15 protein-coding genes are annotated in these 20,194 nt (G+C 65.2%); 4 read left to right on the top strand and 11 right to left on the bottom strand.

All coding sequences use genetic code 11. From position 1 onward, the window contains the following. The first annotated feature begins 8 nt into the window (after positions 1–8). Positions 9–3,146: an efflux RND transporter permease subunit gene (locus Atep_RS13315; protein WP_213378955.1), complete on the top strand. Its 3,138-nt coding sequence runs from the start codon at positions 9–11 to the stop codon at positions 3,144–3,146. Here Atep_RS13315 and Atep_RS13310 read toward each other — a convergent pair. Genes Atep_RS13310 through pomA form a run of 3 tightly spaced genes read right to left on the bottom strand, consistent with a single transcriptional unit; the run spans position 3,143 to position 5,461 of the window. Continuing rightward, positions 3,143–3,814, bottom strand: coding sequence for a PilZ domain-containing protein (locus tag Atep_RS13310; protein ID WP_213378954.1), 672 nt, complete (start codon positions 3,812–3,814; stop codon positions 3,143–3,145). The genes Atep_RS13315 and Atep_RS13310 overlap by 4 nt on opposite strands. A 15-nt stretch (positions 3,815–3,829) precedes the next feature. Continuing rightward, entirely contained in the window at positions 3,830–4,669 is an 840-nt protein-coding gene (tssL, locus tag Atep_RS13305; protein ID WP_213381695.1) for a type VI secretion system protein TssL, long form, read from the bottom strand. Positions 4,670–4,699: 30 nt separating this feature from the next. Then, complete coding sequence (gene pomA / locus Atep_RS13300; protein WP_213378953.1) at positions 4,700–5,461, bottom strand: flagellar motor protein PomA; 762 nt, start codon at positions 5,459–5,461, stop codon at positions 4,700–4,702. Between the two features lie 156 nt (positions 5,462–5,617). Between pomA and Atep_RS13295 the strand changes: the two genes are divergently transcribed. From Atep_RS13295 to Atep_RS13285, 3 genes are all read left to right on the top strand, one after another. Then, on the top strand, positions 5,618–7,729 hold the full coding sequence (locus tag Atep_RS13295; protein ID WP_213381692.1) for a YgiQ family radical SAM protein: 2,112 nt from the start codon (positions 5,618–5,620) through the stop codon (positions 7,727–7,729). A gap of 142 nt (positions 7,730–7,871) precedes the next feature. Further along, on the top strand, positions 7,872–9,518 hold the full coding sequence (locus Atep_RS13290) for a GH3 auxin-responsive promoter family protein (RefSeq protein ID WP_213378952.1): 1,647 nt from the start codon (positions 7,872–7,874) through the stop codon (positions 9,516–9,518). A 12-nt stretch (positions 9,519–9,530) separates the two neighbouring features. Then, positions 9,531–10,778 (top strand): MFS transporter, encoded by a 1,248-nt coding sequence (locus tag Atep_RS13285; RefSeq protein ID WP_213378951.1) that lies wholly within the window; start codon positions 9,531–9,533, stop codon positions 10,776–10,778. Positions 10,779–10,815: 37 nt separating this feature from the next. Here Atep_RS13285 and Atep_RS13280 read toward each other — a convergent pair whose 3' ends face one another. The 8 genes from Atep_RS13280 to Atep_RS13245 form a co-directional block, all read right to left on the bottom strand. Beyond that, positions 10,816–11,700, bottom strand: a complete 885-nt coding sequence (locus Atep_RS13280) for a patatin-like phospholipase family protein (RefSeq protein WP_213378950.1) — start codon at positions 11,698–11,700, stop codon at positions 10,816–10,818. Continuing rightward, positions 11,697–13,379 carry a GH3 auxin-responsive promoter family protein gene (locus tag Atep_RS13275; RefSeq protein ID WP_213378949.1) on the bottom strand — a complete coding sequence of 561 codons (1,683 nt, stop codon included), beginning with the start codon at positions 13,377–13,379 and terminating at the stop codon, positions 11,697–11,699. The genes Atep_RS13280 and Atep_RS13275 overlap by 4 nt, the downstream gene beginning before the upstream one ends. Positions 13,380–13,623: 244 nt before the next feature. After that, a complete protein-coding gene (locus Atep_RS13270) occupies positions 13,624–14,586 on the bottom strand; it encodes an RNA-guided endonuclease TnpB family protein (protein WP_236786216.1) in 963 nt (320 codons plus the stop codon). A gap of 496 nt (positions 14,587–15,082) precedes the next feature. Beyond that, positions 15,083–15,280 carry a type II toxin-antitoxin system VapB family antitoxin gene (locus Atep_RS13265; RefSeq protein ID WP_213378948.1) on the bottom strand — a complete coding sequence of 66 codons (198 nt, stop codon included), beginning with the start codon at positions 15,278–15,280 and terminating at the stop codon, positions 15,083–15,085. An 85-nt stretch (positions 15,281–15,365) separates the two neighbouring features. Continuing rightward, positions 15,366–16,445, bottom strand: coding sequence for a glycosyltransferase (locus Atep_RS13260; protein ID WP_213378947.1), 1,080 nt, complete (start codon positions 16,443–16,445; stop codon positions 15,366–15,368). Then, positions 16,442–17,479, bottom strand: coding sequence for a glycosyltransferase family 9 protein (locus Atep_RS13255; RefSeq protein WP_213378946.1), 1,038 nt, complete (start codon positions 17,477–17,479; stop codon positions 16,442–16,444). The genes Atep_RS13260 and Atep_RS13255 overlap by 4 nt, the downstream gene beginning before the upstream one ends. Before the next feature lie 103 nt (positions 17,480–17,582). Next, positions 17,583–17,846 (bottom strand): FmdB family zinc ribbon protein, encoded by a 264-nt coding sequence (locus Atep_RS13250; protein WP_213378945.1) that lies wholly within the window; start codon positions 17,844–17,846, stop codon positions 17,583–17,585. Positions 17,847–17,947: 101 nt separating this feature from the next. Beyond that, positions 17,948–20,122: a malate synthase G gene (locus Atep_RS13245; RefSeq protein ID WP_213378944.1), complete on the bottom strand. Its 2,175-nt coding sequence runs from the start codon at positions 20,120–20,122 to the stop codon at positions 17,948–17,950. Between the last annotated feature and the right edge of the window lie 72 nt (positions 20,123–20,194).

Genomic DNA, 20,194 nt, shown 5'->3' with positions numbered 1-20,194 from the left:
ACCCCACCATGGCCCGTTTCTTCATCGACCGACCCGTCTTCGCCTGGGTCATCGCCATCGTCATCATGCTGGCCGGGTTGCTGTCGATCCGCATCCTGCCGGTCTCGCAGTATCCGAGCATCGCGCCGCCGGCGATTGCGATCACCTCGACCTATCCCGGCGCCTCGGCCAAGACGGTCGAGGACTCGGTGACTCAGGTCATCGAGCAGCAGATGAACGGTCTCGACGGTCTGCGCTACATGTCCTCGACCAGTGAGTCGAACGGACTCTCGACCATCACGCTCACCTTCGAGAACGGCGTCGATCCCGACGTGGCCCAGATGCAGGTGCAGAACAAGCTGCAGCTGGCCAACGCGCTCCTGCCCGATGCGGTGGTGCGTCAGGGCATCCAGGTCGCGAAATCCGTGCGCAACTTCCTGCTGGTGGTGGCCTTCGTCTCGCGTGACGGCAGACTGACCAACGCCGATCTGGGCGACTATGCCGCCAGTCTGGTCAAGGATCCGATCAGCCGTGTCCCCGGCGTCGGCGAGATCACGCTATTCGAAGCCCAGTACGCCATGCGCGTCTGGCTCGATCCCAACAAGCTCAACCAGTACGGTCTGACGCCGCCGGACGTGGTCGCCGCGATCGAGGCCGAGAACGCCCAGGTTTCGGCGGGTCAGCTCGGTGCCATCCCGTCACCGGCCGGCCAACAGCTCAACGTCACGGTCAACGTCCAGAGCCGGCTCAACACGCCCGAGGAGTTCGGCGCCATCCGCTTGCGCACCCAGGCCGACGGCTCGACCGTGCATCTGCGTGACGTGGCGCGCATCGAACTGGGCAGCGAGAGCTACGGCAAGATGGCGCGTCACAACGGCAGTCCGGCGGCGGGCATGGCGATCCGGCTGGCCACGGGCGCCAATGCGTTGCAGACGGCGGATGCGGTCAAGGCCAAGATCGCCGAACTCTCGGCCTTCTTCCCGCCCGGCATGGAGGCGGTCTTCCCCTATGACACCACGCCCTTCGTGCGTATCTCCATCGGCGAGGTGGTCAAGACCATCTTCGAGGCGGTGATCCTGGTGTTCGTGGTGATGTATCTGTTCCTGCAGAACTTCCGCGCCACGCTCATTCCGACCATCGCCGTGCCCGTGGTGCTGCTCGGCACCTTCGGCATCCTCGCGGCCTTCGGCTTCACCATCAACACCCTGACGCTGTTCGCCATGGTGTTGGCGATCGGTCTGCTGGTCGACGACGCCATCGTGGTGGTCGAGAACGTCGAACGCGTGATGCACGAGGATGGATTGCCGCCCAAGGAAGCCACGCGCAAGTCCATGGATCAGATCACCAGCGCGCTCGTCGGCATCGCCCTGGTGCTGTCGGCGGTGTTCGTGCCCATGGCCTTCTTCGGCGGCTCGACCGGGGTCATCTATCGGCAGTTCTCGATCACCATCGTCTCGGCCATGCTGCTGTCGGTGGTGGTGGCGCTCACGCTCAGTCCGGCGCTGGTCGCTTCGCTGCTCAAGCCCATGCCGCATGGACCGCGACGCGGCTTCTTCGGCTGGTTCAACCGCAATTTCGAGCGCAGTGTCGGACTCTACGGCAAGAGCGTGGCCGGCATCGCCCGTCGGCGCCGGATCTTCCTGGCGGTCTATCTGGGGCTGGTCGGCGTGCTGATCGTGCTGCACGAACGCATGAGCACGTCGTTCCTGCCGGACGAGGATCAGGGCATCCTGATCATGCAGGCCACCCTGCCCTCGGGGGCGACGCTCGAACGTACCCAAGAGGTGCTCAAGCAGGTCGAGAAACACTTCCTGGAGAACGAGAAGGAAGCCGTCGCGGAGCTCATCACGGTCTCGGGTTTCAGCTTCGCCGGTCAGGGGCAGAACATGGCCATCGGCTTCGTCAAGCTCCGTGACTGGTCGGAGCGCCGGCGGCCCGATCTGCACGTCAAGGCGGTGGCCGGGCGCGCCATGATGGCCTTCTCGCGCATCCGCGACGCGCGCGTGTTCGCCTTCCCGCCGCCGGCGGTCATCGAGCTGGGCACGGCCTCGGGCTGGGACGTGCAGTTGCAGGACAAGGGCGGCGTCGGACGCGAGGTGCTGGCCGCCGCGCGCGGTCAGTTCCTCGGCCTGGCGATGCAGGATCCGCGCTTCATCGCCGTGCGCCCGAACGGACGCGAGGACGAGGCGCAGTATCAGGTCGATGTCGATCGCACCAAGGCCGGCGCCTTCGGGCTGTCGCTGGCCGACATCAACCGCACGCTCTCGATGGCCTGGGGCAGTGCCTATATCGACGATTTCGTCCACGAGGGGCGGGTGAAGAAGGTCTATGTCCAGGCCGACGCGCCCTATCGGATGCTGCCGGAGGATCTGAACGCCTGGTACGTGCGCAACGCCGAGGGCGACATGGTGCCCTTCTCGGCCTTCGCCACGGGTGAATGGACCTATGGCTCGCCGCGTCTGGAGCGCTACAACGGTCTGCCTTCGGCCGAAGTCCTGGGTCAGGCCGCGCCCGGTCTGAGCACGGGTGAGGCCATGCGCGCCGTCGAGGAACTGGCGCGGACACTGCCGCCCGGCATCGGTCTGGAATGGACCGGGATTTCCTATGAAGAGCGTGCGGCCGGTGCTCAGGCCCCGGCGCTCTATGCGCTCTCGGCGCTGGTGGTGTTCCTGGCGCTCGCGGCGCTCTACGAGAGCTGGTCGGTGCCCTTCGCCGTCATGCTGGTGGTGCCGATCGGCGTGCTCGGCGCGGTGGTCGCCGCGCTCGGACGCGGGCTGCCGAGCGACATCTATTTCCAGGTCGGCCTGCTGGCGACGATCGGACTCTCGGCCAAGAACGCCATCCTCATCGTCGAGTTCGCCAAGACGCTTCAGGAAGAAGGACGCGATGCCCTGAGCGCGGCACTGGAAGCGGCACGGATACGTATCCGGCCGATCGTCATGACCTCGCTGGCCTTCGGCTTCGGCGTGCTGCCGCTGGCGCTCGGTACGGGCGCCGGTTCCGGTGGGCAAAACGCCATCGGCACAGGTGTGCTCGGCGGTGTGGTCGCGGCCACGATGCTCGGTGTGCTGTTCGTGCCGCTGTTCTTCGTGCTGATCCGTGGCCGGATGCGCCCGGCGACCTCGGAGACCGTTGCCGCCGAAAAGGTCGATCGAGCGACGACCTAACCGCCCCTGGGCTTGTCTTTGAGGCTCTTCGAGGTGGCCCGGTAGCGCGCCTCGAACGCCTCCTCGGCGTGCGCCTGGAGCTGGAGCCGCTGCAAGCGGTAGACATGCTTGATGATGGCCTCGCGGTCGGCCTCGCGCAGATGCGTGAAGTCGACCGCGACCCGATAGCCCCGGTCGTCGGCGGCGTCACAGCGCACCACCCGTGCCAGCGCCCGAATATGCACCCGATCGGGAAAGAGCGTCAGACGCAGATCGACATAGCTGTCGATCTCCAGAACCTCCGGCCAGTCGAACCCGACACCCTGGGCGCTGAGACAGGCATCCGTGTCGGGCGAGTTCGGAAATCCCTCACCATCGCCGATCGCTTGGGCCAGGGCCTCGATCTGGCTCTCGATCACCTTGACATAGGCCGCCACGGTCGGGAACTTGTATTCCAGCGCACGGCGCTCGGGCAGATGGAGTTCGCGGATGGCGTGCAGATCGTTCATCAGACCCGCGCGCGAACTTGGGTTCTCCAGGCTCTCGATCAGTCGAGCTTGCTCTGCCGGCCCGACCGGAACGACCAGCAGCCCCATATGATCCTCGATACGAAAATAACGCCGCCGGTCGCGATCCTGGTTCTCTTCCGGTTCGGGCGCACTTGGCCGGACTGGTTCGTCTCTGCTCATCGCAACTCTCTCTGCCTACGGATTGTCGTCGTCGCCGATGTTTTCGAGCAGCGTCTGGGCGCTGCGCTCGCCGAGCACGATGATCTCTACCCGGCGATTACTGGCCCGGCCCTCAGGGGTCTCGTTGGACTCCAGTGGGCGGTTTTCGCCATAGGCGCGTATCTCGACGCGCTCGGGGGCGATGCCGCCCTTCTGGGTCATGGTGTGGGCCACGGAGGCGGCGCGCGCCGCCGAGAGCACCCAATTCGAGGGAAATTCGAGCGTCTCGATCGGGACGTTGTCGGTGTGTCCGGCGATCAGGATGCGGCCCTCGACCTGATTGAGGGCATCGGCGATCTTCATCAGCATGGCCTTGAAGGCCGGATCGATCCGCGCCGAGGCCGAAGGGAAGGAGCCCTTTTCGCGGATGCGGATGATGACCTGATCGTCGATGGTGTTGATCTCGAGCAGGCCCTCGGCGATCTCCTTCTTGAGTTCCTGCTTGAGATCCTCGGCCTTGTCCTGTGCATCCTCGACCGCCGGGTCGAGGATCTCCAGCATCCGTTTCATCTCATCCGTGGTCTGCTGCCGGACCTCGTTGAGTACGGTCGGCTGCGGCTGGGCCGGTGAGAACTCCTGCATGATGATGCTGGTACCCAGCGGATCCTGATCGGCCTCGATGTCGCGCTGCACGCCGAAAGCCGCTTTCATCGAGCCGGCGACCTGTTTGTACTTGATGACGTCCATTTCGGAGAACGATAGCAGCAGCACGAAGAAACACATCAACAGCGACATGAGGTCGGCGAAGGTGGCCATCCATTCGGGCGCACCCGCAGGCGGACATTCCTGTTCGGGGCATTCGCATTGTTCCACGATGTCATCCCTCCTGGGCCGGCGTGTGAGTCATCAGTCTTTTCCAGCACCCTGGCGCTGGTTTTCCGGAAGATAAGTCATGAGCAACTGTTCAAGCACACGCGGATTCAGGCCCTCCTGGATACCCGAGATCGATTCCAGGATCAGGCTCTTGTTGAGCTTCTCCTCGTTGGCGCGCAGCTTGAGCTTCTCGGCGATCGGGATGGCGATGCCGTTGGCGAGAAAGGCGCCGTAGAGCGTCGTCAACAGGGCAACGGCCATGGCCGGACCGATACTCTTGGGGTCGTCCATGTTGGCCAACATCTGCACCAGACCAATGAGGGTACCGATCATGCCCATGGCGGGCGCGACCTCGCCCGTGGCCTTGAAGACGCTGTAACCGGCCTCCTGACGCTGGATGGCCAGATTGATGTCCTTGCTCAGTACTTTCTGGACGACCTCAGGCGGATGGCCGTCGATGCATAGGCCAATGCCGGTTTCGAGAAAGGGATGCGAGATCTCCTTGCCTTCCAGGGCGAGCAGGCCCTCACGGCGCGCGACATTGGCCAGGGCCACGGCCTCTTCGATCAGCGACTGCGGCGGGATCGGTTTGGCGAAGAAGGCGCCCATGGCGATCTTGAAGCTGGCCAAGAACTGGCTCAGGGTGGTGCGAAAGAGCACCACGAAGGTGGTGCCGCCGAGTACGACCGCGATCGACGGCACATTGATGAAAACGCCGATATCGCCACCGAGCACGATGGCGCCGACCATGACGCCGATGGCGCCAACGAAGCCCAATAGGGTTGCCAAATCCACGTCATCAACCTCGATTGCAACGCCGGCCCGAACTTCCGGCGCGCTGAATGAACCATGCGAGCGACGCATTTTGGATGATTGCGCCCAGCGGGTCCACTCGTCTTCTTGGCGCTACAATGCGGTTCCGATCACTGTTCGACCGCTCCAGCCATGACGATGCCATCCGCTCCCGATCTCTTCTCCTACCGCAAGCACTGGGCCCATAAATTCGGCACGGCTCCGGAACTGCCGATCTCGCGCGCCGAAATGGACCTGCTCGGCTGGGACAGTTGCGACATCGTCATCGTCACCGGGGATGCCTATGTCGATCATCCGTCGTTCGGCATGGCGATCATCGGGCGCTTGTTGGAGGCGCAGGGCTTTCGGGTCGGACTCATCGTGCAGCCGGACTGGACCTCGGCGGCCGACTTCCAGCGTCTCGGGCGGCCGAATCTGTTCTTCGGCATCACGGCGGGCAACATGGACTCCATGGTCAACCGCTACACCGCCGACCGGCGCGCGCGCTCCGACGATGCCTATACGCCGAACGCCGAACCGGGACGCCGCCCCGACCGCTCGGTGACGGTCTACGCCCAGCGCGCGCGCGAAGCCTACAAGGGAGTGCCCATCGTCATCGGCGGGATCGAGGCCAGTCTGCGCCGCATCGCGCATTTCGACTACTGGTCGGAGACGGTGCGCCGCTCGGTGCTGGTCGATTCCAAGGCGGATCTGCTCATCTATGGTAATGCCGAGCGGGCGCTGGTGGAACTGGCGCACCGTCTGGCGCGCGGCGAGCCGATCGAGTCGATCCGCGATCTGCGCGGCACGGCCTTCGTTCATCGCGGCCCCCTGCCGGAGGACTGGACTGTGCTCGATTCCACCCGGCTCGACATGCCCGGACCGCTCAAGCTCCACAACGATCCCTATGAGGACGATCCGCGCTGCGAGCAGCGTGCCGAGGGGGTGCCCGTGGTTGCACCCATGCCGCGCGCCGAGCGCGACAAGACCGTCATCCGGCTGCCGTCCTTCGAGCAGGTGCGCGACGATCCGGTGCTCTATGCCCATGCCTCGCGCGTCTTCCATCTGGAGACCAATCCGGGCAATGCGCGCGCCCTGGTCCAGGCGCATGGCGAGCGCGCGGTCTGGCTCAACCCGCCGCCGATCCCGCTCACCAGTTCCGAGCTCGATCGGCTGCACGAACTGCCCTTCACCCGCCGTCCGCATTCGAGCTATGGCGAGGCGCGGCTGCCGGCCTGGGAGATGATCCGGCACTCGGTCATCATCCTGCGCGGCTGTTTCGGCGGCTGCACCTTCTGCTCCATCACCGAGCACGAGGGACGCATCATCCAGAACCGTTCCGAGGATTCGATCCTGCGCGAGATCGGCGAGGTGCGCGACCGCGCGCCCGGTTTCACCGGCACCATCTCGGATCTGGGCGGACCCTCGGCCAACATGTGGCGTCTCGGCTGCCGCGATCCGCGCATCGAGGCGGCCTGTCGCAAGCTCTCCTGTGTCTATCCCGACATCTGCCGCAATCTCAACACCGATCACGGCCCGCTGATCCAGCTCTATCGCAAGGCGCGCGCCGTGCCCGGCATCAAGCGCGTGCTCATCGCTTCGGGTCTGCGCTATGACCTGGCCATGCGCTCGCCGGCCTACATCCGCGAGCTGGTCACGCACCATGTCGGCGGCTATCTCAAGATCGCGCCCGAGCACACCGAATCCGGGCCGCTCAGCAAGATGATGAAACCCGGCATCGGCATCTTCGACCGCTTCAAGGAACTCTTCGACCGCTATTCGCGCGAAGCCGGAAAAGAGCAGTATCTGATCCCCTATTTCATCGCCGGTCATCCGGGGACGACCGATGTCGACATGCTCAATCTCGCCGTCTGGCTCAAGCGCCACAAGCTCAGGCTCGATCAGGTCCAGTCCTTCCTGCCCACGCCGCTGGCGATCGCCACCGCCATGTATCACACCGGACGCAATCCGCTGAAACGGGTCTCGCCGAACGCGGAGTCGGTCCCGGTGGTGCGCGGGATGCGTCAGCGCCGCCTGCAGAAGGCCTTTCTGCGCTATCACGATCCGGAGAACTGGCCGTTGCTGCGTCAGGCGCTCAAGGACATGGGTCGCGCCGACCTCATCGGCAACGGCAAGCGCCATCTGGTGCCGAGCTTCCAGCCGCCGGGGACGGGCGGGACGCCCGAGGGCCGGCGCGCGCCCGCGATGAACCGCCGGACGACCCCGGCACTCCCCGGACGCCCAAAGCCGGCGCGTCGCCGGTCTGTCTGAGGCGCGTCCCGGCCGGGTATCCGCATTCGGTGAATCGCCGTAGAATCACTGTCCGCCGCCGGCATTCGGCCGAGTCACGCAGGCGTGCATCGCATTGGTCAATGATCTCGCCCGAGGGCGGGGATTCTCGCGGAGGAACCGAATGACATTCTCGACTGAACTGGCCTCACTCCAAGGCCCGGCACTCCAGCAAGGTTTCGCCGCACTCTGCGAGCGTGCCGATTCGGTCCAGGAGACGCTGTTGCTCGACCTGGTGCGACGCAACGCCGACAGCCGTTTCGGACGCGAGCATGGATTCGCGCGCATCGCCTCGATCGACGACTTTCGTCGTCAGGTTCCGCTGCGCGATTGGAACGAGATCGAGCCCTATGTGACGGCGCTGGTCGAGGGCGAGCCGGACGCGCTGACCCAGGGGCAGCCGGTCTCGCGCTTCGTCATGACCAGCGGCACCACGGGCAAGCCCAAGCTCATCCCCGCCAACGAGGCCACCCAGACAGCCAATGGCGTCACCATGGCTCTGCGTCTGCTCGGCGTGCTGCGCGATCATCCCGAGGTCTTGCAGGGCGACATCCTGGCGCTAGCCAATGCGCCGGTCGCCGGACAGACCGCCCAGGGCATCCCCTATGGCTCGGCATCCGGCATGACGATGACCCGCGCACCGGCCGAACTCCAGCGCCGCTTCGCCTATCCCCCCGCCGTCCTGGAGATCAAGGATCCGGTCAGTCGCGTCTATGCCATGCTGCGTTTCGCGCTCGAACGCGATCTGACACTGGCGATCGGCAACAATCCGCTCAACTTCACCCAGCTCTTCGATCAGCTTCCGATCCTGGCCGAGGCATTCATCGCCGATATCGCGTCCGGGACCGTCTCGACGCCGACGCCCTTGCCGGCGGACCTGCACCGGCGTCTGGAGGCGGGATTGCAGCCCAATCCCGAGCGTGCCGCCGAACTGCGCGCCCTGGATGCGCTCACGGCCCGTTCGGTCTGGCCGAATCTGCGTCTGATCGTCTGCTGGAAGACCGGACTCATGGGGCGCTTCCTCGCCGATCTGGCCGAACGCTGCCCGCCGGGGACGGTGTTTCGCGAATACGGCTATGGCGCCAGCGAGGGTTTGCTGACCATTCCCATGAGCGACGCGACCTCTGCCGGCGTGCTCGCCATCCACAGCCTCTTCTTCGAGTTCCTGCCCGAGGAGACGCCCCAGACGCCGGATGCGCCGACGCTGCTGGCCCATGAGCTGGAGGTCGGGCAACGCTATCAACTGATCCTGACCAGTGCCGCCGGACTCTATCGCTATTGTCTGGGCGATCTGATCGAGGTCACGGGGTTCCAGGGACGCGCGCCCCTGGTGATGTTCCTGCGCAAGGTCGGCGACGTCCTGAATCTGCTCGGTGAAAAGCTCGATGCCCGTCAGGTGGCCATGGCGATGGAGGCGGCCCAGAGTGCGGCGGGTGCGGCCATCCGTCATTTCCAATGGGTCGCGGATGAATCCAGCCTGAGCTATGAACTCTGCGTCGAACCCGCCGCGACCGCCGATGAAGCGGTCTGGCGCCGGTTGGTCGAGTCCTTCGACCGCGAGCTGCGGACACTGAGCTATGGCTATGACCTGCGGCGCGGCAACGGCACCTTCAAGCCGCCGCGCCTGCGGCTGATGCGCGCCGGCTGGCTGGAGGCGCTCTCCCAGCGCGGCGGCTATCAGGCCAAGCCGAAGATCGTCGGTTATCAGCTCGCCGAGCCGGATCTCACCGAGGGGTTCGTTTCACCCACGGATCCGACCACCGGAGCCTAGCGCGGAACCGACATGACGACACTGCTCAAGACCTTCGGCGAGCGCAACTATCGCTTCTTCTTCGTCGGCCAGGGACTGTCGCTGATCGGCTACTGGATCCAGAGCACGGCCTTCAACTGGATGCTCTACCAGCTGACCGACTCGGCCCTGATGCTCGGGTATCTGACGGCGGCCATCAATCTGCCGATCCTGCTCCTGCTGCCCTTCGCCGGTGCGCTGGTCGACCGCTTCGAGCGACGGCGCCTGCTGATCGTGCTCCAGACACTCTTCGCCATCCAGGCCCTGATCCTGGCGGCGCTGGCGCATTTCGAGCTGCTCACCCTACCGCTGATCGTGGTCATGGGCTGTCTCATGAGCGTACTGACCGCCTTCGACAGCCCGAGCCGGCAGGCGATCGTGCCGCGTCTGGTGAGCAATCGCGATCATCTGCCGGCGGCCATCTCGCTGAACTCGATGCTGTTCAACACCGCGCGCGCCGTTGGACCGCCGCTGGCCGGATGGGTGATGGCACAGACCGGACCCGCGCCCTGCTTCCTGCTCAATGCGGTGAGCTATCTGTGCATGATCACCGCCCTGCTGTTCATCTGTCTGACGCCGCCGGTCGAGGGGGCCGGGACGCGACGGGTGCGGGGCGCGCTCGGTAATCTGGGCTTCATCCTGAGCACGGCGCCACTGCGCTATCTGATCCTGTCCTACACCCTGGTGGCGGTAGCGACCATGTCGGTCTATGTGATGCTGCCGGTGTGGGCGGGCGAGGTCGTGGAGGCCGGTCCGCAGGGACTGGGCTGGCTGATGGGCGGCATCGGTGTCGGCGCTCTGATCGGCGCGGCCCTGATCGGTACCCAGCGTCGACCCGAGCGGCTGTGGCCCATGTTCCGACTCGCGGGCGTCCTGCTTGGATTGGCCTTGATCCTGCTGTCGCTCTCACACGGGCTCTGGCTGGCCATGCTCGTCACCGTCATGCTTGGGCTGTCCTATATCGCGCAGGGCGTGGCGGCCAACACACTGCTGCAACTGAGCATCGACGACGACCACCGGGCCGGGGTCATGGCCTTCTATCTGCTGGCCGTGTTCGGTTCCATCCCGGTGGGCAATCTGCTCGGCGGCTGGCTGAGCCAGATGCTGGGACTGCATCAGGCCTCATTGGCCGCCGGCGTGGCGGTACTGGTGGTCACGGCCCTGTTCTGGCCGGCGAGCCGAAGCATCATCCGAGACATCCGCTCGGCGGACATCCAACCCGAGCCGGGGGCGACCCGGTGATACCGCATCGCCCGCATTCGTGCGGGCGATGCCCTCATCAGTCCGTGACCGTTGCGGACGGTCCGGAGAACGACCCGATGGCCTCCAGGATTTCCTCCTGACGCTGTTCGACCACGGCCCGTCCGGTGTCGATGATGTAGGGGATGTGGTGCACGTCCCACATGTTGATGGGGCGGTCGAAGGGCACCTTGATGATGATGATCTCGTGGTGGTGCAGCTCGATCGAGAGCGCGAGCTGGAAGCGCGTGATGGCGTCACCCTGGATGGTGTAGTAATTGGACAGACAGGCGATGTAGTCGTTGGGCCGAGTGTCGATCGGGTCGTGGAAGATCACGGCGATGATGACGTCCATGCCGCGCTTGACCGCCTCCATCACCGGCAGCGACGAGGTGTAGTAGCCGTCGGCGAGCAGCCGACCGTTCAGCTCCAGCGGCGGCAGCATCGGAAAGACAGCGCTGGAGGCATAGACCGCATCGGTCAACAGCCCTTCCTCGATGACCACGCCGTCGCCGGTCCGGATGTCGGTGGCCTGGATCACGGTCTTGGGCGAGAGATCCTCGACCCGCCGGTCGCCGAACATCTCATGGAGCGCGCGCTTCAGCCGGGTCGGCCGCACCAGCCCGGTGCGCATGTCGAAGCGCCCGAAGGGCAGACGCCCCATGCCGAGCACCGCGCGCAGGTCGATTGAGGAGAACAGGCCGCGCTGGGCCACGCGCCCGATGAGTTCGCGGATGTGATCGGAATCATAGCCGCAGCCGCGCATGGCGCTCATGATGCTGCCGCCGCTACAGCCGACCAGCAGGTCGACCGGAATCCGTGACTCGTCGAGGAACTCGAACAGCGGGATCGCCGCCAGCGGCTTGATGCCGCCGCTGGAGAGCACCACGGCGACCTTGGGACGTCGGGCGTGTTCGACCGTCATGCGGGTGCGCCCTCCCGGATGTCGATGGTATAGAGGAGGCGACCGCCGGGCGGGAGTTCCGAACCCAGGACCACAGGTTTGAACTGGGTGTCGCGCATCCCGGAGGCGACCTGGTGGTCGACGATGGCGCTGAGCCAGCCGCGCTCCATCAGCGACAGGGCCGTGGGTTTGAGCATATCGAGTTCCTGATAGCGCTTGAAGACATGGTTGATCTCGCACAGACGGGTGTTGAAGCTCGCGAGCAGACGGTGCATCACGCTCTGCTCCGGCGTCTCGCCGGCCGGTTCGATGTGCAGGTGATAGCGCGAGGTCGCCGATTCGCCCACGACCATGAAGTGCATGGGCGTCACGCCGGTCTCGGCACAGGCGCCCTGGACGGCGATCAGGATCTGATTGGCGCTGACCTTCTCGCCCTGAAGATTCATCACATCGCGCCCCTTGCGCAGGAAGCTCACCAGCGGCGCGCCCTGATAGAACCCCGTCACCTCGATGACGTCGTTGATGGAATAGCGATAGAGCCCGCCGGCCGTGGTCAGCAGGATCTGATAGGGCACGCCGACCTCCAGCTCGTGGGCCATGAGCACGCGCGCGTCCGGGCGTCCGAATTCCTCCTCCGGGATGAACTCGAAATAGTTGGTGTGGATGGTCAGCAGACCACTGTTGCCCTCGTCGCTGATCGGGATGGTGATGTGGGCCTCGCTGGCCATGTAGCCGGTGTCGCGCAGTTTGAGCTGCGGCGAGCACCAGTCGTGCAGATGCCGGGCGAACTGACCCACGGTGCCGCCCTTCCAGCAGCCGATGAGCTTGAGATCCGGCCAGTAGTCGCGCGGCTGAAGCCGTCCGGCGCGCTCGGCCAGCCGCTCCAGTTCGCGCGCCCGGCTCGGATTGGGCTTGAAGCGGCGGCTCAGCGCCTCGCGGATCGGCCCAGGGATGTCGTGGTTCGCCGAGAGCGTACCGTCGTGGATGTCGCGCAAGAGGTCGGCCTTGTGCTCATCGGCGCTCTCGAACAGCTTGAGCAGGGCATTGGGATTGGAGGCCGGGATGAAACTGACCGACTCGGGGACGGCACAGCGCATCATCGCATAGCGGCGTGCGTTGAAGTCCTCGATCTCGACGGCGTCATAGGGATAGGCGTACTTGGCGCGCGCCAGCGGATGAGCATCGCGCACCATCAGCCCGGAGACCGCGCCATAGGGGATGTTGGTGTGCGGCGTGTAGCCCTCGACCGCCTTGTTGACGATCGGAAACACCTTGCCGGCCAGGAAGCGCGGATGGCGCTCGATGGCGGCGAAGGCCCAGACCTTCTGGTTGAGCGCATTGCCCTGCCTGCTCTCGGGTGTCACCGGGATCAGCTTGGGCTTGCCGGTGGTGCCGCTGGTCTTGTTGAACATGTAGGGCAGGGGACCGGCGGTCAGGACATTGGTCTCGCCGGCGATGATGCGGTCGACATAGGGATCGACGGTCTCCCAACTGGAGACGGGCAGGGCGCGTGCATAGTCGGCGGGTGACTTCAGACGCGCGAAGCCATGTTCGCGTCCGAAGACCGTGTCGGCGTTGCGCTCCAGGCGCTCTTCCAGCAGACGACGCTGGGTCTGCTCCAGGTTGCGGCAGCGCCCCATGAAGTTGTGCCAGCGCGCGCGCGTGACGGTATGGATCAAAGCATTGAGAATGACGGACATGGTTCCTCACTCGATCGGTCGACGGAGCGTCAATGTAACGCAAATCTGTGTCTGTATTTCGTGCGTCGGGTCGCAAAAGGATCACGGCACGATCTGCGTTATGGGCGTCGATCACGGGTCGCGTGTCGTCCTCCGCCGGTGCCTGCGAAGCGTAGATGAAGGCGAAGAAGACGTTCTTGTGGTCGGCGACCTCGGCCCAGAGCGCATCGCGTAGTACGGCACGTTGCAGACGCTGCTCCGAATTTCATACTCGAAAGTGCTCATTCGGCAATTCGCTCTCCGTTGATAGCACCCGGGGTTGACCGGGCGAGCAACTGGAGTCCGGGTTGAGCAGTCCCAACCGGAGGCGCTCAGTCCGTGCCGGCAAGATCGCCTTGACCCGCTGGAACGGCGTGAACCGCTCGATGTCCGGGTCCGACAACCTCGCCGGCACGTTTCGCGCCGCATTCTCGTCAGCCTGCAACACAACCCCGTCGGAACAGTGAAATTGATCCCCTTGCCGCTTGCCGTCGAGACAACCGGTTCGGGAATCCATTTGCGATGTGTAAGCCGGATTAACGAGAACGACCGTCGAACCTCGACGGCTTGAAACGCTGTCAAGCGCTTCGGCAATGACGCCTTTCGTCCAGGCGGCGAGCCTGCGATTGACGTTCTTGCCGAAGGACTTGCCGGACATGGGGGCGGTGAGGTCTTCCGCCGCGATGACGGCGGCTTTATCGACGACGGTGTGAACGGCCTGAAAGACGGTGTCGCGAATCCGTGCTTGGGTCTGGTCCAGCTGCCGATCGAGCTTCCGGCGCCCGAGGTTGAAGCGGCGGATGTGCTCGCGCTTGCGCGGGTTGCGGGTGTTGTTGGCGAGCGCACGCAGCTTGGCGCGGCGCCGGTACTTGGCTTTGAGCTTGTCGGAGGTGTCGGTGAGGAGCGCGCCCAGTTCCGGGCCATGGTGGTCGCCATCGGAATCGACCAGTACCTCGGAGTAGCCTTTATCGACGCCGATGGTGCGCTCGCCGCAATCCTGTTTGGCTTCGACTTCGATGGTGGTGTGGACCTCGATGCGGTCGTCGTCTTTCAGAATGATCCGCAGCGTGCCGGTCGGTGCAACCGTGGTATCGAGCGGGATGGCGATGCGTTGGCCTTTCTCCAGTCCGGGAATCTTGATCCGGACGCGCCCGCCGAGGTGAAAAGTGGTGTAGTTATCGGAACGCACGATGATTTGGTTGTGGGTGTGATTGTGCCCGCGATGTTTGGGGTGTGCCGCCGGATCGAGCGGCGCGCCTTGACCTTAGCCGCTTCCGTATGGGCGGTGATGTCGCTCTTGGCGTCGCGCAGGGTTTCTTTCCAGGCATTGGCCGACACCGGGAAGGTCCGCCCTTCGCTCAACCAGGCATCGCGAATCCGGCGATCCGACAGACCCACGCCACTGATCGACCCAAACCGCTGCCAAACCTCAGAGCGCACCTGCCCGAGCCGTCGCGCCTGTTCGTGCAAGGCGGCGACCTTGCCCGTGTTCGGGCGCTTGGCGTGCAGAATCCGCGTCACTTTCATTCAGCCTGACCCTGATCCTTATCGAGTGCCTCGTTGAGCGTTTTGCGAACGTTTCGCAACCCATACAATCGAGACGAAAAACAATGCACGATGGTCATCAAGTCCTGAACCATCTCCGTTGAAATAATCGATCCAAACCGAGGAATCGACGAGCACCATCAGGGCTGATCCCGTCGCATGGCATCCAGATCGCCTTCCCAGTGCAGCTTTCCTCGCGCTGTTCGCAGACGCTCCTGTTCTTTCAGGCGCACCAGCAGGCGCAGTCCTTCTTCGATGGCCTCGTGCTGACTTTGCAGTCCGGAGAGCGTCAGCGCACGTTCCATGAGGGTATCGTCGATCACGACATTTGTTTGCATGGACTCAATCCTATCTGTCGGACGTTCGAATATCCGGTGTTGGTCAATCAACGTTCTGATCTATCTTCAGACCGGAACGTATTTTTCAGTCTATCAGCTCCCGGTAGACCGCGAGATTGCCCTCGACCATGGCGTCGATCGAGAACTCGCGCACCATGAGCGCCCGACCGCCCGCGCCCAGGACTCGGCGGCGTTCGGGATCGTCGAGCAGCGCGCCGATCGCTGCTCGCAGGGCCACGACATCGCCCGGCGGAACCAGCAGACCATTCTCACCATCGCGCACCGCTTCGGGGATGCCGCCGGCGCGACTGGCGACGATGGGCACGCCGGTGCTGGCGGCTTGGAGCAGCGAGACGCCCAAGCCTTCCATGAGCGCCGGATGCACGACCAGATCGAGCGCGGGCAGGATCTCGGGCAGATCGTCGCGAAAACCGGCAAGCCGAACATGATCGCCGAGTCCGGCCGCATCGATCCGGCGTTGCAGATCATCCGCCAGCGGCCCCTGGCCGAAGAAACGCACCTGGATCTCGGGATGCGCGGCGATCAGCTCCGGCAGCGCGTCGAGCAGGAAACGATGACCCTTGCGCGGGATCAACTGCGCGATCACGCCGATCAGGAAGGCATCGGTCGATACCTGAACCCGTTCGCGAACCGCCGCTCGGTCGACCGGCGCCGCATAGCGTTCATGATCGACCGCACTACGCACCACCCGCAATTTCGCCGCCGGTAGTCCCTCGGAGATCAGTACCTGCCCGATCCCTTCCGAGATGGCGATGACCCGATCATGCAGCCGATACTTCAAGGCAACCAACCAACGTGGCTCGGGATTGTCGACCCGGCGCGTATGGATCACAGGCACGCCGGCCAGCCGCGCCGCGATCCCGCCCATGACATCGGCGCCGATGCGACTGTGCAGATGGACTAGGTCCGGCCGGCTGGCGCGAATCAGCCGGTACAGACGCCCCGCCATCGACAGATCGGCATCGCCATGCATCGGCAGGCCATGCACCCCGGCGAAGGGCGCGGCGGCCTCGGCGAGCGCACAGCCGCGCGGACAGGCCAGCAGATTCTCATGCCCGCGCGCCGCCAGTCCGCGCACCAGATGCAGCACCTGGAAGGCCCCGCCGTAGAGATGACGCCCGCCCTCGACGTGCAGAATCTTCACGCCCGCAGCACCTCGTCGGCGGCACGCAGGATCTCGTCGGCCTCGATCGCACGCATGCAGTCGAACCGCCCGTCACAGGTCGGACGACGCTTGCAGGGCGAGCAGGGCAGGGCATGATGGAGCACCCGCGCCTTGGCGCGCGTGGTGTCGAGATAGGGGCAGGTCGAGCCGAACAGCAGCAGACTCGGCGTCTCGAACGCGATGCCCATGTGCGAGAGTCCGGTATCGACGCCGATCAGGAGTGCCGCGCGGTCGATTAGGGCCGCCGCCTCGGTGAGACTGGTTTGGCCCGTCAGGTCGATCAACTGATCGTCGGCCGCATCGGCGATGCGCTGGGCCGCCTCGCGGTCGCCCGGACCGCCGAGCAACACAGGCACCAGCCCCAGTTCGTCGCGGACGCGATGCGCGAGCCTGGCCCAGCGCTCTTCGATCCAGTGTTTCTGCGCCCGCGTCGTGAAGGGACAGAACACCGCATAGCCGTTGGCGAGCGACTCGCGCGCAATGACCGACTCGGCGAAGGCCGCTTCCGCCTCGCCATAGTGGACCGCCATCCGAAAGCCGTCCGCGACCGGCAGGGCGAGCGACTCGGCCAGAAAGCGATATTCCGACCCGATCAGCTTGGACTCGCCCCCGCGCGGCAACCGGCGCGTCATCAGCCACTGACTGCCCTCGCGCGAACCCAGCCCGATGCGCTCGCGCGCCCCCGACAGCCGGGTCAGCAGTCCGCTCTTGAGCAGCCCCTGCAGATCGAGCGCCAGATCGAAGTCATGCTCACGCAGATTGGCCCGCAGCGTGCGAATCCCTGCCCAAAGCTCGCGATAACGCCGTTCGCGCCACAGCCGCTGCCAGTGGCGCAGCGGACAGACGATCACGGCATCGAGATCCGGATGACGGTCGAGCAGGGCCGCGCATTCGGGCTGGACCAGCCAGACGATGCGCGCCTCCGGCCAGCGACGGCGCAGCGCCGCGACCAGCGGCGAGGCGAAGACGATGTCACCGATGGCGCTCAGACGGACGACCAGGATGGACTTCAAGACCGGAGGCTCCGCATGGGTTCCGTCGAGGCAGGTTCGATGACGCTGGAGAGGGCCGGGATCGGCGAACCGACCCCGGCTGGAGCGACGTCCGGGAGGACGATCAATTCAATCCGCACATGCCGCCGGCACAGCAGGAGCCGGTAGCACAGGACGGCATGGGCGCGCGGCCGCTGCCCAGGCTGGAACTGGTGATGACGTTGCCGCCGGTGGCCAGACGATGCACGGGCGCGTCGGCCGGCGTATCGCCCAGCTCCACCCCGGCGCGCGCACACAGCTCGCCCCAGTTGGTCAGGTTCTCGTTCATGCGATGGCTCACCTCGATCACGCGATCATTGGTGTCACAGCGGTAGTCATAAGTCGGCATGACGTGCTTCTCCATAGATGAATCAAGCGGTTGACGCGCGCGATTATAGATGAGCGAATCGGACGCGCAAAGCCCAGCAGGACGCATGGTTTTAGGCCGACTCAACTCCCGGCCTTGAACCGCCGCCGCATGGCGTGCAGGGTCGGCTCGGTATAGCCGTTCGGCGCCTCGCGGCCCTTGAAGACCAGATCACAGGCCGCCTGGAAGGCCAGGCCGTCGAATCCGGGCGCCATGGGTCGGTAGAAGGGATCGCCCGCGTTCTGCTGATCGACCACGGCCGCCATGCGTTTGAGCGACTCCATGACCTGAGACTCGCCGACGACGCCATGATGCAGCCAGTTGGCCACGTGCTGGCTGGAGATGCGCAGCGTGGCGCGATCCTCCATCAGACCGACGTTGGCGATGTCGGGCACCTTGGAACAGCCCACGCCCTGATCGACCCAGCGCACCACATAACCCAGGATGCCCTGACAGTTGTTGTCCAGTTCCTGCCGGATCTCTTCCGGCGTCCAGGCGCGGTTCGGATCGAGTGGGATCTGGAGCAGATCATCGAGGCTGGCGCGCCGCTCGCCCTTGGCCAGCTCGGCCTGGATCGCGGCCACATCGATCTGGTGATAGTGCATCGCGTGCAGGGTGGCGGCGGTCGGGGAGGGCACCCAGGCGCAACTGGCCCCGGCCTGCGGATGCGCCGACTTGGTCGCGAGCATGGCCGCCATTTCGTCGGGCATGGTCCACATGCCCTTGCCGATCTGGGCCTGACCGCGCAGACCGCAGGCCAGCCCGACGTCGACGTTCCAGTCCTCATAGGCGCGCAACCAGGCCGCGCCCTTCATATCGCCCTTGCGCAGCATGGCGCCGGCTTCCATGTCGGTGTGGATCTCGTCGCCCGTGCGGTCGAGGAAGCCGGTGTTGATGAAGATGAGCCGTTCGCGCGCGGCGCGGATGCATTCCTTGAGGTTGAGCGTGGTGCGCCGTTCCTCGTCCATGATGCCGATCTTGAGCGTGTTGCGCGCCAGCCCCAGCGCCTCCTCGATGCGCCCGAACAGGTCGACCGCGAGCTGTACCTCCTCGGGTCCGTGCATCTTGGGCTTGACGATATAGACGCTGCCGGTGCGCGAGTTGCGCCGCGCGCCATGCTCGGGATGGACGTCGTGCAGGGCGCAGAGCACGGTGATCATGCCGTCCATCAGTCCCTCGGGGATCTCGCGCCCCTCGGCGTCGAGCACCACGTCCGTGGTCATCAGATGACCGACGTTGCGCACCAGCATCAGCGAGCGTCCCGGCAGGGTGAGCGAGCCGGTCCCGACACGGCTGTAGGTCCGATCCTCGGCCAGGGCACGCTCGACCGTCCGTCCGCCCTTGCTGAAGCGGGCGGTGAGATCGCCCTTCATCAGCCCCAGCCAGTTCCGATAGACCGCGACCTTGTCCTCGGTGTCGACGGCCGCGACCGAGTCCTCGCAGTCCTGGATGCTGGTGACGGCCGATTCGAGCAGGATGTCGGCGACACCGGCCGCGCTGCCGGCGCCGATCGGATGGTTGCGGTCGATCCGGATCTCGATGTGCAGGCCGTGATTGACCAGCAACACGGCCTCCAACTGATCGGGATTGCCCCGGAATCCGGCGAACTGCGCCGGATCGGCGAGGAGGGTCTCGCTGTTGTCGGGCAGGAGCGCCACCAGCTTGCCGTTCTCCAGCTTGTAGCCGCAGGCGTCGGCGTGCGAGCCGCGATTGAGCGGTACGGCCTGGTCGAGGAAGGCCGCCGCGCGTTCGACCACGGCCGCCGCGCGTGCCGGATTGAACTCGGCGCCACGCTCCAGCCCCTCGTCCTCCGGGATGGCGTCGGTGCCGTAGAGCGCGTCGTAGAGACTGCCCCAACGCGCATTGGCGGCGTTGAGCGCATAGCGGGCATTGCTGACCGGCACCACGAGCTGGGGGCCGGCGATGGTGGCGATCTCGGGATCGACGTTCGTCGTGTTGATCGCGAAGTCCGGCCCCTCGGGGAGCAGATAGCCGATCTCGACCAGAAAAGCGCGATAGGCGGCCATATCCAGGGGATGATCGCGATGGGCGCGATGCCAGTCGTCGATCTGCTGTTGCAGGCTGTCGCGCTTGGCGAGCAGTTCGCGATGACGGGGCGCGAATTCCCGCACGATTTCGCCGAAGGACTGCCAGAAGGCCGCCGGGTCGATCCCGAGGCCGGGCGTGATCTCGTCCCGGACCAGGGCGTGGAGTGGCTGGGCGACCTTCAGTCCGCCGATATCCAGGTAGTCAGTCATGGTGTCGGTCTCTATATGGATCACTCGCCCTGAGGTCGGTCGAGCGCGGTTTGAACTGGAGTCGATAGAATC

This window comes from Allochromatium tepidum (assembly GCF_018409545.1).
Taxonomy (GTDB): domain Bacteria; phylum Pseudomonadota; class Gammaproteobacteria; order Chromatiales; family Chromatiaceae; genus Thermochromatium; species Thermochromatium tepidum_A.
Note: the sequence above shows the minus strand (reverse complement) of the source record. Positions and strands in the feature narration are given on the sequence as shown.